We start from the raw sequence: 17,137 nt of genomic DNA, 5'->3' as shown, positions 1-17,137 counted from the left end.
CTCTTTTTGACTGTGCCGATTTTTGCTGAATTTTTGCTGATTATCGCGGATATTGCGCACTACCGTCCAATTCCTGCGCGACGTTTTGCCCGAAACAGGCCGCAATAATAAAAAACCCGCCACGAAGGCGGGTCTCAGGTAACTGACTACGGCCAGAAAACCGCTCTGGCCAATAGGTTTGCTATTACTTCTTGTCAGCAGCTGGTGCGTCAGCAGCTGGTGCTTCTGCAGCAGCAGGAGCGTCAGCTTCGACCTTGCCGGCCGGGATCGATGCAGTAGCGATCGTCAGGTTTTCCTGCGATACAGCAGCAACGCCCTTAGGCAGCTTCAGGTCAGCCAAGTGGATCGAGTGACCGACTTCGATGCTGGTCAGGTCGACTTCGATGAACTCTGGCAGGTCGGCTGGCAGGCAAGTCACTTCCAGTTCAGTGAAAACGTGGCTGATGATGGCGCCGGACAGTTTCACTGCAGGAGCGATTTCTGCATTGACGAAGTGCAGAGGCACCTTGACGTGAATTGCTTGTTTTGCATCGACGCGCTGGAAGTCAGCGTGCAGGACCAGTTGTTTGTATGCGTGGACTTGGAAGTCGCGCAACAGGACTTTCTGCACCGCGCCGTCGATTTCGAGATCGAGGATCGAGGAGTGGAAAGTTTCTTTTTTCAGCGCGTGGTACAGCGCGTTGTGGTCCAGCGAGATATTGACCGGCGCGTCGGAACCACCATAAACGATACCTGGTGTTTGGCCAGCATTGCGCAGGCGGCGGCTCGCTCCGGTCCCCTGCTCTTTGCGTACAAATGCGATTACTTTCATTTTGAAGCTCCATTGTGTGCCGGATAGAAGTCCGGCGGTAAAAACCCTCCGCGACCAGAGGGTTTTGTTAGCCCGCTACGTCCGCCTTTCGGCTGGCGTGGCAGGGAATACGAATTCAGTATGCTAGGACTCGGCAAACAGCGACATCACCGAATCGCCCTTGGTAATGCGCTTGAACGTCTCCGCCAGCAAACTGGCGCACGACAACTGGCGAATCTTGCCGCAGGCCTTGGCTTCCGCCGACAGCGGGATGGTGTCGACCACCACCAGCTCGTCCAGCGGCGAATTGACGATGCGCTCGAGGGCAGGGCCGGACAGCACCGGGTGGGTACAGTAAGCCACTACCTTCTTGGCGCCGCGCTCTTTCAATACTTCGGCGGCCTTGGTCAGGGTGCCGGCGGTATCGACCATGTCATCCATGATCACGCAGTTGCGGCCTTCGACTTCACCGATGATGTTCATGACTTCTGACACATTCGCCTTCGGCCGGCGTTTGTCGATGATCGCCAGGTCGCAGTTCAGGCGTTTTGCCAGCGCACGGGCACGAACCACGCCGCCGACGTCCGGCGATACGACCAGCAGGTCGTCGTAGTTCTTGCTCACCAGGTCGCCCAGCAAAATCGGCGAAGCGTAAATATTGTCGACCGGGATATCGAAGAAACCCTGGATCTGGTCAGCATGCAGATCCATGATCAGGACACGTTCGACGCCGGCTTCCTGCAACATGTTGGCGACTACCTTGGCTGAAATCGCAACCCGCGCCGAACGCGGGCGGCGGTCCTGCCGCGCATAACCGTAGTAAGGAATCGCGGCGGTGATGCGGCCAGCCGAAGCGCGCTTCAGGGCGTCGACCATCAACATGATTTCCATCAGGTTGTCGTTGGTCGGCGCGCAAGTCGATTGCAGCACGAATACATCCTTGCCACGCACGTTCTCGTTGATCTCGACCATCACTTCGCCGTCGGAGAACTTGGTGACGTTGGCTTTGCCTAGCGGGATACCGAGTTGCTTGGCAACTCCAATAGCTAGTTCCGGGTTTGCGTTACCGGTAAAAACCATCAGGTTTTCGTTTGCCATGGAGTTCCCTGGATACAGTCGTTAAAAAGTTGAAAAGCCGACAATGCCCGACTATTCTAGTCTTGCGTTGGCGGCTTAGGTATTCGCTGTGTGCTGTTGTTGTATTTCTGAAGCGGCTTGCTGCTGCTGCCGCCGTAAGAACTACGCTGTAAGGACTAACGTAACACTATTTCCTGCAGGACACTCTCGTCCGTATTAAATGGCAGGGGAAGAAGGATTCGAACCTTCGAATGCTGGAATCAAAATCCAGTGCCTTAACCAGCTTGGCGATTCCCCTACGCAACTTGTTGTCTACCATAAATCCGCGCTGCATTTGATGACTGCGCTTGAATCTGATGCTAAACCGAATTCTGTCTTACTTTAACGATCCAGCAACCCTGCGAGCGGATGTTCCTGCATCGCCCTGGCTTTCCATGCCTTCCAGCGACTCGGCACCAGTTTCAGTACCTCATCTGCCTGTTCTTCTTGCGTAAAACCGCAAAAAACACAGGCGCCGGATCCGGTCATTCTGGCATCTCCATGCTTGCCTAGCCATTTTATGGCTTCTGCAACTTCCGGGAACTGCCTGGCGGCCACGGGTTCCAAATCGTTTTTTCCGAAGAGCTTTTTGCTAGCTATCGAAAAGTCCGTCATTTTGACGGGTTTCGTACTCCTTGTCAATTCCGATGATGAAAAAATTAATGCGGTCGGAATTGTTACGCCGGGCTGAATTATAACGAACCATAGCCCCGGAGTGTCAAGCTTTTGCAGGCTTTCTCCGATTCCTTCTGCAAACGCATTTCGGCCGAACAGGAAAAACGGCACATCGGCGCCCAATTGCAGGCCCAGAACCATCAATTCTTCGCGCGACAGGCCGCCTTGCCAGAGATGGTTGAGCGCCATCAGCGTGGTGGCGGCGTCGGAGGAACCGCCGCCCAGCCCGCCGCCCATGGGCAGGTTTTTTTCGATGGCGATATCTGCGCCGGGCGCCGCCGCCCCGGTTCTTTCATGGATCGCGTTTTGCAGCAGCCTGGCGGCGCGCACGATCAGGTCGGATTCTTGCGGCACGCCCGGGATTTCCGTGGTGCGCCGGACCTGGCCGTCGGCGCGTACTTCGAAATGCAAAAGATCGCTGAAGTCGACCAGCTGGAACACGGTTTGCAGCAGGTGATAGCCGTCCGGGCGGCGCCCGGTGACGTGCAAAAACAGATTCAGTTTGGCCGGCGCAGGGCAGTTGTTGAGCGTGCGAGGCATGGCAGATTCGGGCAATTTCGGCAAATTCATTGCAGGTTTCAGTGCGGCTGGCGGCTGTCGATGACGATGCGGATGGCAACCTCGCCCGCCTGTGCGGTATTGCGCGCCAGGTCTATCCGTTTCGGATAACTTTCGGCGCCGTTGTTCTGGTCTTGCCAGTTGGTGTACTGGATCAGCCATTTGTCTGCGGTAGTGACGCTGAAGCCATCGTCGGCGGCCGCGGATGGGATGGCGCTGAAGCGCTGGCCGGCAGCGTTCTGGCCGAAACCTTGCAGCCAGTCACGCAGGCCGGCAACCGGCAAGGGCCAGCCCAAGGCTTGCACCGTCAGTGCATCGACATCGCTGGCGCTGCGCGCAGGCTGGCCGCTTTGCTTGAGGGTGGCCTGGTCGGCCGCGATATTGATGGTGGCCAGGGTTTGTCCCAGCGGCGAGAGCAGGGTGATGACGGTTTCCTGCTTGCCTTGCGCCCAGGTGAAGCTGCCGTGCACCGCCTGCTCCTTGCCGTCTTGCTGATAGCGTATCGACAGGCGGCCGCTGACATCTATGGCCTGGTGGTATTGCCGCGCCGCGCCGCTGGCGACGCTAGCGGTGTTGGACGACTGCGGCAGCGTGCTGCAGCCGCTGAGCGTCATGATTGCCAGCGCGGCAGCAAGCAGCGCGCCACGCCGGATTGCCGGCAATATGTGTCCCGGATTCCCGCCTGGCGCCCACATCATAATTTGGCGCCCAGTCGCACCAGGGTGTTTTTCAGGGCGTCGTTTTGCGGATCTTTCTGCAGCACTTCGCGCCACAGTTTTTGCGCATCGGTTTTTTGTCCCTTCACCCACAGCACTTCACCCAGGTGCACCGCGATTTCCGGGTCGGGCAGCAAGCTGTAGGCGTTGCGCAGCCGGGTCTCGGCTTCGCCCAGGTTGCCCAGGCGGTATTGCACCCAGCCCATGCTGTCGACGATGAACGGATCCTGCGGCGCCAGCGTCAGCGCTTTCTGGATCAACGTCAGCGCTTCCGGCAAGCGGATATTGCGGTCGGCCAGCGAATAACCGAGGGCGTTGTACGCCTGCTGGTTGTCCGGCGCCAGCGCGATCAGCTTGCGCAGCGCGGTTTCCATGGTGCTCAGGTTGTTCAGCTTTTCTGCCGCCATCGCATAGTCGTACAGCAGGTCAGAGTTGTCGGGCTGCGTCTTGAGTGCGGTTTCCAGGACCTTGAACGCTTCTTGCGGACGGTTGGCTTCGCGCAGCAATTGGGCTTCGACCTGGGTTACCTGGGTTTTTTCGCGTTCGCCATTGGTGTCGATCTCGGCCAGCACCCGCCGCGCGCCGTCCAGGTCGCCGCGCTTGGACAGCAGCTGGGCGCGGCGCAGCTGGGCATCCAGGTAAGCGTCGCCCGGCTCGACTTGCGCCAGCCATTTCAATGCAGCGTCGGTGTCGTTCCGGTCTGCCGCAATCTGCGCCAGGATCAGCAATGCCTGGGTGTTGTCGCGCGCTTCGTCCGGATGTTTGCTCAACTGGTCGATGTAGCTGACCAGGTAGCGTTCGGCGGCCTTGGTGTCGCCGATCTGCGCATTCAGCAGGCCCAGCGCGAGCAGGGTGGTGGCGTCCTGCTTGTCGTTCTTGAGCAGGATTTCAAACTGGCTGCGGGCTTTTTCGTATTGCTTCTGGTCGATCAGGGTGCGTGCGTAAGCCACCCGTACTTCACGCGAGTTTGGATATTTCTTGAGGAACTCGGTGAGGATGCGTTCGACTTCGGTGCTGTCCGCCGCGACTTGCGCGCTGGTCAGGATCGCCAGTTCGGAATCGGGTTTCAGGTTCAGCGCGATTTTCGATTCTTCCTGGGCGCGCACGCTGTTGCCGCCGCTGAAGGCTTGCTGCGCCAGCGCCAGATGCGCTTCCGACATCGCCGTGTAAGGCGTGACCAGCTGCTCGAGCAGCGTAAACGCGCCGGCCTTGTCCTGCGCCCGCGCCAGCAAGCGCTGGATCTGCAGCATCATGACGCCGCGCGCTTGCGGCGGCGCATCTTGCAGGCGCTTTTCAAGGATAGGCTTGGCTTCCGCCAGGTTGTTGCTCAGCATGATGAAGCCGAGGTAATACTGGGTCGCCTCTTCCGAATCGGGCGCCAGTTCACGCCACAGGCGGATGGCGACCAGCGCTTCATTGGCTTGTTTGGCGCTCAGCGCCATTTCCGCTGCGCGCCGGGCCAGGCGCGGATCGCGCGTCTGCTGGGCGGCTCCCAGCAGGGTGACGTAAGCGGATTGCCAGTTGCCGCGCTGGAAAGCGACTTCGGAGCTGAGCACCTTGAACAGGATTTCCTTGGTCAGCGGCACCGCCGGCAGGTGTTCTTCCGGCGGTTTGACCGGCGCTACCCTGGTTGCCAGCTTGCGGCTTGCGATCTGTTCGGGACTTGCCGCAGGAGTCGCGGCAGAGGGCGTGTCAGCGGCGGCAGCAGGATTTGTGGCATCGTTGCCTGGCGTTATACCGGCGCAAGCCGACAGCAAGGTAGAGAGCGTTACAATGGCAAGGGTTTTTTTCAAGGGATATATCCTGGCTTTCAAAGGTAATCTTGATTTTACGCCCAACCAGAGAGCAATGCGCAGTGGCTGCCTCTGGATTTGTTTCAAAAAGTACATAGGAAGTACATTAGCCGATTATGCCATTTCATTCCGGACGCGCTTTTCCAACGATGCCTGACGATGCCAGAATTACCTGAAGTCGAAGTGACCCGCCGCGGCGTTGCGCCGCATCTCGACGGCCGCATCGTGACGGCCGTCACCTTCCGCCACCGCGGCTTGCGCTGGCCGTTCCCGCTCGACCTGCCGGCGCTGCTGGTGGGCCGCGAGGTGCGCGGCACCGGCCGCCGCGGTAAATACCTGCTGCTGCGTTTCGACCATGGCACCGTGATCATCCACCTGGGGATGTCGGGCCACCTGCGCATCCTGGAGCTCGGCGTCGAGCCGCAAAAGCATGACCATTTCGACCTGGTGGTCGGCCGCCGGCTGCTGCGGCTGACCGACCCGCGCCGGTTCGGCGCGGTGCTCTGGCATGCCGATGCCGACGGGCCGCTGGAGCAGCATGTGCTGCTGGCTGGGCTGGGCCTGGAGCCGCTGGAAGATGTTTTTTCGGCGCAGATCCTTTACCAGAAGACGCGCAACCGCAGCGCGCCGATCAAGCAAGTGCTGCTGGCCGGCGACATCGTGGTCGGGGTCGGCAATATCTATGCTTCGGAAAGCCTGTTCCGCGCCGGCATCAATCCGAAAACCCCGGCCCATCGCATCAGCCTGGCTCGTTATGAACGGCTGGTTGATGCCATTCGGATAATTTTAGCGGCGGCAATTGAGAAGGGCGGCAGCACTTTGCGCGATTTTATTGGTGCCGATGGCCAATCTGGCTACTTCCAACAGAGTTATTTCGTCTATGATCGTGCTGGGTTGCCGTGTAGAAATTGTGGCGCCCTGATTACGCAGATCAAACAGGGGCAGCGTTCGACGTTTTATTGCAAAAAATGTCAGAAATAATATTAGAGAACATAGGCGAGAGAGAGATAGTGAGCAATCTAGTCCAAAAATTCCAGGAATACAGTGAGTGGCGCACCGGCGTTGCCGGCGCATTGCGGCGTTACCAGACATGGGCCAGCGCCTCGAAATTGTCGGACGTGGCCAGCGAGCAGCGCATCAGCCGGGCCTTGGCGCGCCTGACCGACGACAAATTGTCGATCGCGTTCGTGGCGGAATTTTCGCGCGGCAAATCGGAACTGATCAACGCCATCTTTTTCGCCGACTACGGCCAGCGCATCCTGCCGTCGGCCGCCGGCCGCACCACCATGTGCCCGACCGAGCTGCTGTACGACGCCTCTTTCCCGTCCTGCATCCGGCTGCTGCCGATAGAAACCCGGGCCGAATCGCAATCGACCAGCGACTACAAGGGCGCGCACCATGTCTGGACCGTGCTGCCGCTGGATATCTCATCCACCGACGGCATGCTGGAAGCGTTCAAACAGGTCAGCCTGACCAAGTGGGTGCCGGTGGAGGAAGCCAAGAGCTATGGCTTGTACGACGAAGACGATCCGGATGCCGCCCTGGCGATTGACGTGCTGGGACGGGTCGAGATTTCCCAATGGCGCCATGCCATCGTCAACTTCCCGCATCCCTTGCTGAAAGAAGGGCTGGTGATCATCGATACGCCGGGCCTGAACGCGATCGGCACCGAGCCGGAACTGACGCTCAACCTGATTCCGAACGCCCATGCGGTGCTGTTCATCCTGGCGGCGGACACCGGCGTCACCAAGAGCGACATCGACGTCTGGCGCCATCACATCGGCAGCGGCGCCGGCCGCATGGTGGTGCTCAACAAGATCGACAGCATGTGGGATGAATTGCGCTCGCCGTTCGAAGTCGAGCAGCAGATCAGCAAGCAGGTCTCGAGCGTGGCGCATACGCTGGGCTTGTCGGAAGCGCAGGTGTATCCGGTCTCGGCCCAGAAAGGCCTGGTCGGCAAGATCAACGGCGAGCCGGAGCTGCTCAAGAAAAGCCGCTTGCCGGCCCTGGAAAACGCCTTGTCGCGCGAGCTGATCCCGGCCAAGCGCGACATCATCCGCTCGCAGCTGATCGGCGACATCCATGACCTGACGGTCACCAAGCAAGCGCTGATGTCGGCGCATATCCGCAGCGTGGTCGAGCAGTTGCTGGAGCTGAAGAGCTTGCGCGGCAAGAATACTTCCATCATCAGCCACATGATGAAGCGCATCGATATCGAGAAAAAGGAATTCGACGAAAGCCTGCTCAAGCTGCAAGGTACGCGCATGGTGTTTGCGCGCCTGTCGGCCGGCGTCTTCACCACGCTCGGCATGGGTTTGCTGAAAGAAGAAATCCGCAAGACGCGCGAGACCATGGAAGGCAGCATGTTCACCGCCGGCTTCCGCCACGCGGTCAAGGAATTCTTCGACAAGTCGCAGGAAAACCTGATGCTGTCCGGCCAGAAGACCGATGAAATCTCGGAAATGATGACCATCATGTACCGCAAGTTTTCGACCGAGCACGGCCTGGCTTTGTCGACGCCGATGCCGTTCTCGCTGGACAAGTACCGCAACGAAATCAAGGTGATCGAAACCGCTTATCACCGCCAGTTCGGCACGGTGACGCTGGTGAAGACCAGCCAGGTAGTGCTGATGCAGAAATTCTTCGATTCGATCGCCTCGCGCGTCAAGCAGAGTTTCCTGCAGGCCAACCGCGACGTCGACGCCTGGCTCAAGGTGGTGATGGCGCCGCTGGAAGAACAGATCCGCGCCCACAAGTCGCAGCTCAAGCAGCGCACCGATTCGATCGAGCGCGTGCATGTGGCGATCGACAGCCTGGAAGAAAAAATCCAGTCGGTGGAAATGCTGCAGAAAGAATTGACGGGCCAGAGAAACACATTGGTGGCGCTGGAAGCCGATTTAAGGAATGCGCTAGGGTCGGAAATGGCGCCCATGAAAGTTGCGGTATAGATGAAACGTGTAGTTATCAGTAGCAGCGAAGCGGCCGGCCAGTTTGCCGACCCGTCTTTTTCGGCAGCGGTGATTGGGTGGCAGAAGCAGCATGGCCGCCACGCCTTGCCATGGCAGCAGACGCGTGACGCCTATCGCGTCTGGCTGTCCGAAATCATGCTGCAGCAGACCCAGGTGGCTGCCGTGATCCCCTATTACCAGCGCTTCCTTTCGAGTTTCCCCGATGTGCAGACACTCGCGGCCGCACCCAGCGAAGAGGTGATGGCGCACTGGAGCGGACTGGGTTATTACACGCGGGCGCGCAACCTGCATCGCTGCGCGCAACGGGTAGTGGCCGAACATGGCGGGATCTTTCCGCACGATCCGCTGCTGCTGCAGGACTTGCCCGGCATCGGCCGTTCCACCGCGGCTGCCATCGCCGCATTTTCCTACGGTGTGCAGGCCGCCATCCTGGACGGCAACGTCAAGCGCGTGTTTGCCCGGGTGTTCGGCATCGACGGCTATCCCGGCGCCAAGCCTGTCGAAGATGCGATGTGGCGCCGTGCCGTAGCCTTGTTGCCGGAGCAGGGAGTTGAATCGTATACCCAGGGTTTGATGGACCTGGGAGCGACGCTCTGCACACGCAGCAAGCCGTCTTGCCAGACTTGTCCGCTGGCGCAGCGTTGCGTTGCGCTGGCGACCGACCGGGTCGGCCAGCTGCCAGTACGCAAGCCGAAAAAAGCGATCCCCGAAAAACATACCGGCATGCTGGTGATCGTTGACCGGCATCAGGTTTTGCTGGAACAGCGTCCCGATAGCGGCATCTGGGGCGGCTTGCTGTCGTTGCCGGAAATGGCGCCGGGAATTTTGTCAAAAGCCGATTTCGATGCAGCATTAAATCGCGCCGTTGCAGCCTTCGGCCCCGTCGCATCGTGCGAACCGCTGCAACCGTTCACCCACGTTTTCACACACTTCAAACTGCAGATATCGCCGTTCCAGATTGCGCTCGAACGGCGGCTTGACGGCGTTGCCCAGGCCAACTACGTCTGGTATCCGGTTGAAAAGCTGGCAAACGCGCCGCTGCCGGCGCCGGTCAAGAAACTGCTGCTGGAAGTATTCCGCGAAGCCGACCTGTTCGCCTGATCAGATGATGTTGTGCTGTAGCAGGTATTGATGGACTATGCCGAGCCGTTCGCGGCCGTCGGTCAGCTCCAGCAGCTTCTGCCGCGCTTTCAGGGGAATCGGCAGGATTTCGCACCAGCGGTTGGCGACCCAGCCGGCATTGTCGAATTGCAGCGGCAGCGCAAACGGGCTGGCGAAATTCTCTCCATGCGCGCTGCGGCCTTTCTTGTTGATATCGTCGATCACCAGTTTCAGCGTGCCGGCGCATTGCAGATGGGTTTCGTCAGGCGTGGTGGCCGGATCGGCGTCGATCAGCGTCACCTGCGCTTCCAGGCGCTGGTCGGAAAGCACGCGCTGCTGCACGATGCGGAAGCGCTGGCTGCCTTCGGTGCGCAGCATCATCACTCCCAGGTCCTGCATGTCCCACTCGATAATCCTGGTCAGGCAGCCTACACTCTCAGGTTCGGCGGCATTGCCGACTTCCTTACCCGATTTGATCAGCACCACGCCGAACGGCCGCTCGGTCCGCATGCATTCGCGCAGCATGTCGAGGTAGCGCGTTTCAAATACCTTGAGCGGCAGCACGCCGCCGGGGAACAGCACCGCGTTGAGCGGGAACAGCGGTATCCAGGAATTATTTTCGGGCATAGGGTGACGTCAACTGCGGAGGAGGTGAGCTGCGGATGAGGGCGGGATGCTAATTGTCGCCGGCGCGCCTGAGCAGTTCGCGGTGGCGCCGCACCACGCGTTCGGAGACCTGGAAATATTCCGCCAGCTGCTCCACCATGTAGACCGAGCGATGCTGGCCGCCGGTGCAGCCGATCGCTACCGTCAGGTAGCTGCGGTTGTCGTCCTTGAACGAGGGCAGCCATTTTTCGACAAAATTGCGGATATCGCCCAGCAGGTCGCCGACTTTGGGCAGGGCTTCCAGGAAGTCGATCACCGGCTGGTCGCAGCCGGTCAGCGGACGCAGTTTGGCGTCGTAATGCGGATTCGGCAACATGCGCACGTCGAACACCAGGTCGGCGTCCAGCGGCACGCCGCGCTTGAACGCGAACGATTCGAACAGCAAGGTCAGCGGCGCCGGTTCGGTATCGACCAGTTCCTTGATCCAGCTGCGCAAGCGATTGGCGCTCATGTTCGATGTGTCTATGGTGTGGCCGATGCTCTCGATCTCGGCCAGCATCTCGCGTTCATTCAGGATGCACTCGGTCAGGGTCAGGCGGTCGGCCGGATTCTGGCCGGGGCGCAGGCGGTGCGACAGCGGATGGCTGCGGCGGGTCTCGGAGAAGCGGGCGATCAGCGATTCGGTCTGGGCAGTCAGGAAGAACACCTTGACGTCGTGCCCTTCGGCTTTCAACTGCTGGATATCGGAAGGCAGGCCGGCCAGCGAATCGGCGCTGCGCGCATCGGTGGCTACCGCCAGCATTTGCGCGCCTTCATCGAGGCGGGTGGCGACCAAGCCGCGCAGCAGGATAGGCGGCAGGTTGTCGACGCAAAAATAACCCGCATCTTCGAGCACGCGAAGAGCGACCGATTTGCCGGAACCGGAAATGCCGGTGATGAGGATAATACGCATTAGCGAATGATACCGTAAGTCGGGGTTTTTATCGGAAGCCCCGCAAACGGATGTCAGAGATCGCTGTCGCTGTCCATCGCAATGCGCTGGCGGGCGATGAAATCCTTGAGCGTGTCGATCCCGCGCAACTGCAGGATGGTGTTGCGCACCGCGGCTTCCAGCAGCACCGCGATATTGCGGCCGGCGGCTACCGGGATGATGACTTTGCGGATCGCCAGCCCCAGCACTTCCTGGGTGTGGGCGTCGAGCGGCAGGCGCTCGTAGTTTTCTTCCAGCGTGGCGCGCCGCACCAGGTGCACGATCAGCTTGAGGCGCATTTTGCGGCGCACCGCGGTTTCGCCGAAGATGGTCTTGATGTCGAGCAGGCCCAGGCCGCGCACTTCCAGCAGGTTTTGCAGCAGGTGCGGGCAGCGGCCCTCGATCATGTTGGGCGCGATGCGGGCGAACTCGACCGCATCGTCGGCCACCAGTCCGTGGCTGCGCGAGATCAGTTCCAGCCCGAGTTCGCTTTTGCCGAGCCCGGATTCGCCGGTGATCAGCACTCCGACTCCCAGCACATCCATGAACACGCCATGCATGGTGATGCGTTGCGCCAGTTTTTTCGACAGGTAGACGCGCAGGTAATCGATCACCTGCGCGGCCGGCAGCGGCGTCGAAAACAGCGGGATGTTCTTTTCGTCGCAGATTTCGAGGATGTCCGGCGGCGTCGCCAGTCCTTGCGCGATGATGAAGGCAGGCGGCGCGCCGGCCACCAGTTCAGCGGTCTGGTAGACCCGCGAAGTGGCCGAGAGGCGCTGGTAGTATTCGGTTTCCTGGTGGCCGAAGACCTGGATCCGGCCCGGATGGATCAGGTTCAGGTGGCCCACCTGGTCGGCGGCCGAAGCCGCATCGCCGGAAATCAGCCGCTCGCCGCCGGGGAAACCGGCAAACCAGCCCAACTGCAGCGATTCGCGGTTTTCGTCGTACAGTTGCTGAATCGAGAGGGGCGTGGAAACTGGCATGGTCGGCGTCTGACGTGGTTGATGGGTTAGATCGCCTGGAGGGCGACTCAGACAGGATGATGTCTTAAATCAAATTATGTCGCATTTTCCGTGCCCATGGGCTGCCAGGCCACGATGTGCGCGTGCACCGATGCCGGATCGGGATCGCTGCTGAGGATGGTGCGGAAGGCGTCGCTGGAAAACATCTCGGCGATTTCCGACAGGATTTCCAGGTGCTGCTGGGTGACGTTGTCAGGAATCAGCAGGAACACCAGCAAACTGACCGGTTCGCCGTCCGGCGATTCAAACGGGATCGGTTCGGCCAGGCGCACAAAGGCAGCCAGCGGCGCTTTCAACCCTTTTACGCGGCCATGCGGCACGGCGACGCCGTGGCCGAGGCCGGTGGAACCCAGGCGTTCGCGCGCAAACAGGTTGTCGGAGACGGTAGAGCGGGCAATGCCGCAATTGTTTTCGAAGAGTAAACCGGCTTGTTCGAAGGCGCGTTTTTTACTGGAGACTTCAAGATCCAGCGCTACATTTTGTGCAGGCAGGATTTTTGCAAGATTAGTCATAATACAAATTGGTATGCGGCACAATACGGGTGGTTGTGTCTAAGTCATTGTAAGCCACCACTAATATAGCCGCAGCATTTCGGAAACATGCCAATTTCGGGTCTGAACGCTGCTGGCCGCCTAGCGCGACCGCAACTGTTATGGCTGTCATGACAGCGTCTCCCCGATTTCGGCCCAAGTCAATATAGCCCGGGCTACGGTCTTAATGGCACCCAACCCGGATTATAGACTTGATTCAGGTCAACAACACCAACTTGCGGTCATGGTCATGCCAGGAGTTGATTATGGCTTTTACTTAACTTCGAAGCGCGCAAATATCAGCCAGACGTCGCCGTTGCCTTTATTCTGCGACAGGCGAGGCACGTAGGATCCCATCAATTTGGCCCCCTTGACGCCCAGCGACACCACCGGCAGCGCTATCGGGAACGGGAAGCCGCCGAAATAATCCTGCCGGCTCATCAGCATGGCGGTATAGCCGGCGCCGACTTCGACCGGCGTCTTGGGCACATTCCAGATCCATTCATAGGCATAGCCGGCCATGATCTGCGGCTTGCGGTGAGAGTCGCGAATGGCGAACAGGTACAGCGATTCGTCATTGCCGTCGGCGTTGCGGATGGTGCGGCCGCCGCCCAGGCCCCAGGCTTTTTCATTCAGCTCGCTGATTTTTTCTTCGGTATAGGTACGGCGGCCATGGTAAGCATAGCCTGACAGATACACTTCCATATCGCCATTGTTGGCGATATTACTCAGCCGGTCCTGGGTTTGAGTTAGGGTTTTGCTGAACCAGCCGGTAGTGTCCGGGGTTTCCTGCGCCTGGGCAGGGGCAGCCATGGCGACCAGTGCGGTCATGCAGGTGAGCAATGCGGTCCGCTTGAGCGCGGAAAAACGATAAAAAGTTGTCATAAGCAAAAGAATCCTTTACGGCGAGGTCGTACGGTAGACGTTGATCCCCTGGACGTCAATATTCCCGACCCAATTATTGTTATTTAGTTATTAAAGTGCTGTCTTTTCGCTACGCTTTGTAGCTAATCGTAAAATCTGTAGCAAATCGTAAGTTATTGCCTTGCCTGGCGCCAATTCAACGGTGGCTGCGATGTCGAGAAATTGCTGCGCCAAGGATTGATGTCGAGACCACCGCGCCGGGTATAGCGTGCGTATACAGACAACTTTTGCGGCCGACAGTTGCGCATCAGGTCCATAAATATGCGTTCCACGCATTGTTCGTGGAATTCATTGTGGTCGCGGAAGCTGATCAGGTATTTGAGCAGGCTTTCCTGGTCGATGGCGGCGCCGACATAATGGATCTGCACGCTGCCCCAGTCCGGCTGGCCGGTCACCAGGCAATTCGATTTCAGCAGGTGCGAGACCAGGGTTTCTTCCACCACAACCTGGTCCGGGTCGCTTTTCAGCAACGACGGATTCGGCTGGTATTCGTCGACCTCGATATCCAGGCGATCCAGCAGCAAACCTTGCGGTTCCTGCAGCTTGAGCCCGGCGAAGGCCTCTGCGGTGGTCAGGGCGACATGCACCGGTGCGCCGAAACCGGCCGAGATATCGGTGCGCAGCAGCTGCAGCAGCGCGTCCTTATCCGCCAGCCGGGTCTGGTTGAAGGAGTTCAGGTACAGCTTGAACGACTTCGATTCGATGATGTTGGGAGAGTCCGCCGGCACCGTGAAAGTAGCGATCGCCACTTGCGGCTTGCCGCGCAGGTTGAGCCAGGACACCTCATACGCATTCCAGATATCGACGCCGAAAAAAGGCAATGTGCCGCTGATGCCGATTTCTTCGCGCTTGCCCAGGCGGGCAATCGGAAACAGCAGCGAAGGCTGGTACTGGGTCTGGTAGGCGGCGGGTTTGCCCAGCGGCGAGGCGTCGGGCGTGTTCGGGATAGTCATGGCTTCTGCTTGTGCTTAAAAGCAGTATTTTGCCAGATAAGCAGGCCGTCCTTGATAAGCGCCGCTTAATGGCGCGTATCAAGGGCATGGCCGAGCATGTCAGCCGAGGAACAGTTTATAGACCGGATTACTGGTTTCGTCCCAGTAACGGTAACCGAGGCTGGAGAGGAAACTGCGGAAGATCTTCATCTCTTTTTTCGGCACCTGCAGCCCGACCAGGATGCGGCCGACGTCGCCGCCCTGGCTGCGGTAATGGAACAGGCTGATGTTCCAGTCGGGCGCCATCGAATTGAGGAAACGCATCAGCGCGCCCGGACGTTCCGGGAACTCGAAGCGGTACAGCAGTTCGTTTTCCGCCAGCGGGCTCTTGCCGCCCACCAGGTGCCGCACGTGGACCTTGGCCAGTTCGTCATGGGTCAGGTCGAGCGTGCTGAAGCCATGCTTCTCGAAATTCTTGGCGATCAGCTTGGCTTCGTCGCCGCTGGAAGTCTGCACCCCGACAAACACGTGGGCGACCTTCTCGTCGCTGATGCGGTAGTTGAATTCGGTGACGTTGCGCGGCCCCACCAGTTCGCAGAAACGGCGGAAGCTGCCGAACTGTTCGGGGATGGTGACGGCATACACGGCTTCGCGCAGCTGGCCGATGTCGGCCATTTCAGCGACGAAGCGCAGGCGGTCGAAATTCATGTTGGCGCCGGAAGCGATGGTGACCAGGATCTGGTCCTTGACCGGCTTGCGGGTGGCCTTGGCGCGTTCGACATAGGCCTTGGCGCCGGCTACCGCCAGTGCGCCGGACGGCTCCAGGATGCTGCGCGTGTCCTGGAATACATCCTTGATCGCGGTGCACACCGCATCGGTATCGACCAGGATCACTTCATCCACGTACAGGCGCGCCAGGCGGAAGGTTTCTTCGCCGACCAGCTTGACCGCGGTGCCGTCGGCGAACAGGCCGACGTCCGGCAAGGTGACGCGGCGGCCGCTCTTCAGGCTGCGCGCCATGGCGTCGGAATCGGTGGTCTGCACGCCGATGATCTTGATCTCGGGCCGCACCGCCTTGACATAGGCGGCGATGCCGGCGATCAGTCCGCCGCCGCCTATCGGTACAAAAATCGCGTGGATAGGGCCGGCGTGCTGACGCAGGATTTCCATGCCGATGGTGCCCTGGCCGGCGATCACGTGCGGATCGTCGAAGGGATGGACGAAGGTCAGCTTGAGTTTCTTTTCCAGCGTCAGCGCGTGATTGTAGGCGTCGGTATAGGAATCGCCGAACAGCACGACTTCGCCGCCGCGCGCCCGCACCGCGTCGACCTTGACCTGCGGCGTGGTGGTCGGCATCACGATCACGGCGCGGCAGCCGAGTTTGGCCGCCGACAGCGCCAGTCCTTGCGCATGGTTGCCGGCCGAGGCGCAGATCACGCCGCGCTTGAGCTGGGCCGGGGTCAGGCTGGCCATCTTGTTATAGGCGCCGCGCAACTTGAAACTGAACACGCTTTGCATATCCTCGCGCTTGAAATAAATCTGGTTCTCAATTCGCTTCGACAGCGTAGGCGCCAGTTCAAGAGGGGTTTCGACCGCGACGTCGTAGACGCGGGCGGTGAGGATCTTCTGCAAATAATCTGTGGTCATGTCGTTGTCAAATTGGAGTGCCGAGCGGGCTCGGCAGCAGGATCAGGCCGGGAGAAACAGCGGATCATTATAATGGACGGCTTTTAATCGTCACCAGGTTTTGTCGGCCGCAGCGTTTATAAACCTCGTCGCAGGTTGTTGCGCGCGCCGAATTGCCGTCTTTCCGAATTGTTCCCATGATCGAATCCGCAGTTTTATGGTTGCTCAAGACGCTCGCCGTGCCCACGGTCGGCCTGACTTCCGTCTTCATCATCAGTTTTGTCGCCGCCACCTTGCTGCCGCTCGGCTCCGAGCCGGCCGTGTTTGCCGTGATCAAGGCCAACGGCGCACTGTTCTGGCCGGTGATCCTGGTGGCGACCGCAGGCAACACGCTGGGCGGCGTGGTCGATTACTGGATGGGCTACGGCGCCAAACAGGCATTTTCCCGCGAGCGCGGCAGCAGCTGGTTTAACTGGCTGCAGCGCTACGGCGCCAAAACCATGCTGCTGGCCTGGCTGCCGGGCATAGGCGATCCGATCTGCACCCTGGGCGGCTGGCTAAAGCTGCCGTTCTGGCCCTCGGTCATGTATATGGCGATCGGCAAGTTTGCCCGATATGTATTGGTAGTCTGGCTGCTGATGAACGTGCCGGACGGATTCTGGCGGCAAGTCGCAAGCTGGCTGGCCTGAGCGAGGGGTAAACAAGGCGCTGGATTTTTGCGTTGCACTATTATATTATTTCCCTGTGGAAACATTGGTTTGTAGGCTTCTTGGAAATCGAAATATATCGAGGATAGAAAGCTATGCACA

At 59.5% G+C, this 17,137-nt stretch carries 15 protein-coding genes, 1 tRNA gene and 1 pseudogene; 4 read left to right on the top strand and 13 right to left on the bottom strand.

Going from position 1 to position 17,137, the window contains the following annotated elements; all coding sequences use genetic code 11:
• Nucleotides 1–184: 184 nt before the first annotated feature.
• The 6 genes from JWQ61_RS11095 to JWQ61_RS11070 form a co-directional block, all read right to left on the bottom strand.
• A complete protein-coding gene (locus JWQ61_RS11095) occupies nt 185–811 on the bottom strand; it encodes a 50S ribosomal protein L25/general stress protein Ctc (RefSeq protein ID WP_304360582.1) in 627 nt (208 codons plus the stop codon).
• A gap of 123 nt (nt 812–934) precedes the next feature.
• Complete coding sequence (locus JWQ61_RS11090) at nt 935–1,888, bottom strand: ribose-phosphate pyrophosphokinase (protein ID WP_014004602.1); 954 nt, start codon at nt 1,886–1,888, stop codon at nt 935–937.
• 200 nt (nt 1,889–2,088) lie between these two features.
• Nucleotides 2,089–2,165, bottom strand: a tRNA-Gln gene (locus tag JWQ61_RS11085).
• An 83-nt stretch (nt 2,166–2,248) separates the two neighbouring features.
• Entirely contained in the window at nt 2,249–3,121 is an 873-nt protein-coding gene (gene ispE, locus JWQ61_RS11080; protein WP_304360591.1) for a 4-(cytidine 5'-diphospho)-2-C-methyl-D-erythritol kinase, read from the bottom strand.
• 38 nt (nt 3,122–3,159) lie between these two features.
• Nucleotides 3,160–3,837, bottom strand: coding sequence for a lipoprotein insertase outer membrane protein LolB (gene lolB, locus JWQ61_RS11075; RefSeq protein WP_304360581.1), 678 nt, complete (start codon nt 3,835–3,837; stop codon nt 3,160–3,162).
• Nucleotides 3,834–5,648: a tetratricopeptide repeat protein gene (locus tag JWQ61_RS11070; RefSeq protein WP_304360580.1), complete on the bottom strand. Its 1,815-nt coding sequence runs from the start codon at nt 5,646–5,648 to the stop codon at nt 3,834–3,836. The genes lolB and JWQ61_RS11070 overlap by 4 nt, the downstream gene beginning before the upstream one ends.
• 159 nt (nt 5,649–5,807) lie before the next feature.
• On the opposite strand from JWQ61_RS11070, the gene mutM reads away from it, so the two are divergent.
• The 3 genes from mutM to mutY are packed head-to-tail and all read left to right on the top strand — an operon-like array spanning nt 5,808 to nt 9,718.
• Nucleotides 5,808–6,629: a bifunctional DNA-formamidopyrimidine glycosylase/DNA-(apurinic or apyrimidinic site) lyase gene (gene mutM / locus JWQ61_RS11065; protein ID WP_304360579.1), complete on the top strand. Its 822-nt coding sequence runs from the start codon at nt 5,808–5,810 to the stop codon at nt 6,627–6,629.
• Nucleotides 6,630–6,658: 29 nt separating this feature from the next.
• On the top strand, nt 6,659–8,596 hold the full coding sequence (locus tag JWQ61_RS11060) for a dynamin family protein (protein ID WP_304360578.1): 1,938 nt from the start codon (nt 6,659–6,661) through the stop codon (nt 8,594–8,596).
• A complete protein-coding gene (gene mutY / locus JWQ61_RS11055) occupies nt 8,597–9,718 on the top strand; it encodes an A/G-specific adenine glycosylase (protein ID WP_304360577.1) in 1,122 nt (373 codons plus the stop codon).
• On the opposite strand, the gene JWQ61_RS11050 is transcribed toward mutY, so the two are convergent.
• The 7 genes and pseudogenes from JWQ61_RS11050 to ilvA form a co-directional block, all read right to left on the bottom strand.
• The gene (locus JWQ61_RS11050) at nt 9,719–10,345 is read right to left on the bottom strand and encodes an LON peptidase substrate-binding domain-containing protein (RefSeq protein WP_304360576.1); all 627 of its coding nucleotides are present in this window, start codon (nt 10,343–10,345) and stop codon (nt 9,719–9,721) included.
• A gap of 49 nt (nt 10,346–10,394) precedes the next feature.
• A complete protein-coding gene (gene rapZ, locus JWQ61_RS11045) occupies nt 10,395–11,276 on the bottom strand; it encodes an RNase adapter RapZ (protein ID WP_120237295.1) in 882 nt (293 codons plus the stop codon).
• 53 nt (nt 11,277–11,329) lie between these two features.
• Nucleotides 11,330–12,277 (bottom strand): HPr(Ser) kinase/phosphatase, encoded by a 948-nt coding sequence (gene hprK, locus JWQ61_RS11040; RefSeq protein ID WP_014004611.1) that lies wholly within the window; start codon nt 12,275–12,277, stop codon nt 11,330–11,332.
• Between the two features lie 74 nt (nt 12,278–12,351).
• Nucleotides 12,352–12,828 carry a PTS sugar transporter subunit IIA gene (locus tag JWQ61_RS11035; RefSeq protein WP_120237294.1) on the bottom strand — a complete coding sequence of 159 codons (477 nt, stop codon included), beginning with the start codon at nt 12,826–12,828 and terminating at the stop codon, nt 12,352–12,354.
• A 291-nt stretch (nt 12,829–13,119) separates the two neighbouring features.
• Nucleotides 13,120–13,731 carry a hypothetical protein gene (locus JWQ61_RS11030; RefSeq protein WP_369684891.1) on the bottom strand — a complete coding sequence of 204 codons (612 nt, stop codon included), beginning with the start codon at nt 13,729–13,731 and terminating at the stop codon, nt 13,120–13,122.
• A gap of 152 nt (nt 13,732–13,883) precedes the next feature.
• Nucleotides 13,884–14,723 (bottom strand): NADPH-dependent 7-cyano-7-deazaguanine reductase QueF, encoded by an 840-nt coding sequence (gene queF / locus JWQ61_RS11025; RefSeq protein ID WP_304360574.1) that lies wholly within the window; start codon nt 14,721–14,723, stop codon nt 13,884–13,886.
• A 99-nt stretch (nt 14,724–14,822) separates the two neighbouring features.
• A pseudogene (gene ilvA, locus JWQ61_RS11020) lies at nt 14,823–16,364 on the bottom strand (threonine ammonia-lyase, biosynthetic); the annotation flags it as partial.
• Nucleotides 16,365–16,525: 161 nt separating this feature from the next.
• On the opposite strand from ilvA, the gene JWQ61_RS11015 reads away from it, so the two are divergent.
• The gene (locus JWQ61_RS11015) at nt 16,526–17,017 is read left to right on the top strand and encodes a YqaA family protein (RefSeq protein WP_304360573.1); all 492 of its coding nucleotides are present in this window, start codon (nt 16,526–16,528) and stop codon (nt 17,015–17,017) included.
• Nucleotides 17,018–17,137: the final 120 nt, after the last annotated feature.

Source organism: Collimonas fungivorans, assembly GCF_028292705.1.
GTDB classification, from domain to species: domain Bacteria; phylum Pseudomonadota; class Gammaproteobacteria; order Burkholderiales; family Burkholderiaceae_D; genus Collimonas; species Collimonas fungivorans_B.
The sequence above is the reverse complement of the archived record's forward strand: the minus strand, read 5'-3'. Positions and strand labels throughout refer to the sequence as shown.

What these genes read in the sequence shown, in the direction of transcription:
- mutY (WP_304360577.1), top strand. Translation starts at nt 8,597, where the DNA reads ATGAAACGTGTAGTTATCAGTAGCAGCGAAGCGGCCGGCCAGTTTGCC.
- JWQ61_RS11015 (WP_304360573.1), top strand. Translation starts at nt 16,526, where the DNA reads ATGATCGAATCCGCAGTTTTATGGTTGCTCAAGACGCTCGCCGTGCCC.
- JWQ61_RS11090 (WP_014004602.1), bottom strand. Translation starts at nt 1,888, where the DNA reads ATGGCAAACGAAAACCTGATGGTTTTTACCGGTAACGCAAACCCGGAA.
- ispE (WP_304360591.1), bottom strand. Translation starts at nt 3,121, where the DNA reads ATGCCTCGCACGCTCAACAACTGCCCTGCGCCGGCCAAACTGAATCTG.
- JWQ61_RS11030 (WP_369684891.1), bottom strand. Translation starts at nt 13,731, where the DNA reads ATGACAACTTTTTATCGTTTTTCCGCGCTCAAGCGGACCGCATTGCTC.
- JWQ61_RS11095 (WP_304360582.1), bottom strand. Translation starts at nt 811, where the DNA reads ATGAAAGTAATCGCATTTGTACGCAAAGAGCAGGGGACCGGAGCGAGC.
- JWQ61_RS11035 (WP_120237294.1), bottom strand. Translation starts at nt 12,828, where the DNA reads ATGACTAATCTTGCAAAAATCCTGCCTGCACAAAATGTAGCGCTGGAT.
- queF (WP_304360574.1), bottom strand. Translation starts at nt 14,723, where the DNA reads ATGACTATCCCGAACACGCCCGACGCCTCGCCGCTGGGCAAACCCGCC.
- rapZ (WP_120237295.1), bottom strand. Translation starts at nt 11,276, where the DNA reads ATGCGTATTATCCTCATCACCGGCATTTCCGGTTCCGGCAAATCGGTC.
- mutM (WP_304360579.1), top strand. Translation starts at nt 5,808, where the DNA reads ATGCCAGAATTACCTGAAGTCGAAGTGACCCGCCGCGGCGTTGCGCCG.
- lolB (WP_304360581.1), bottom strand. Translation starts at nt 3,837, where the DNA reads ATGATGTGGGCGCCAGGCGGGAATCCGGGACACATATTGCCGGCAATC.
- hprK (WP_014004611.1), bottom strand. Translation starts at nt 12,277, where the DNA reads ATGCCAGTTTCCACGCCCCTCTCGATTCAGCAACTGTACGACGAAAAC.
- JWQ61_RS11050 (WP_304360576.1), bottom strand. Translation starts at nt 10,345, where the DNA reads ATGCCCGAAAATAATTCCTGGATACCGCTGTTCCCGCTCAACGCGGTG.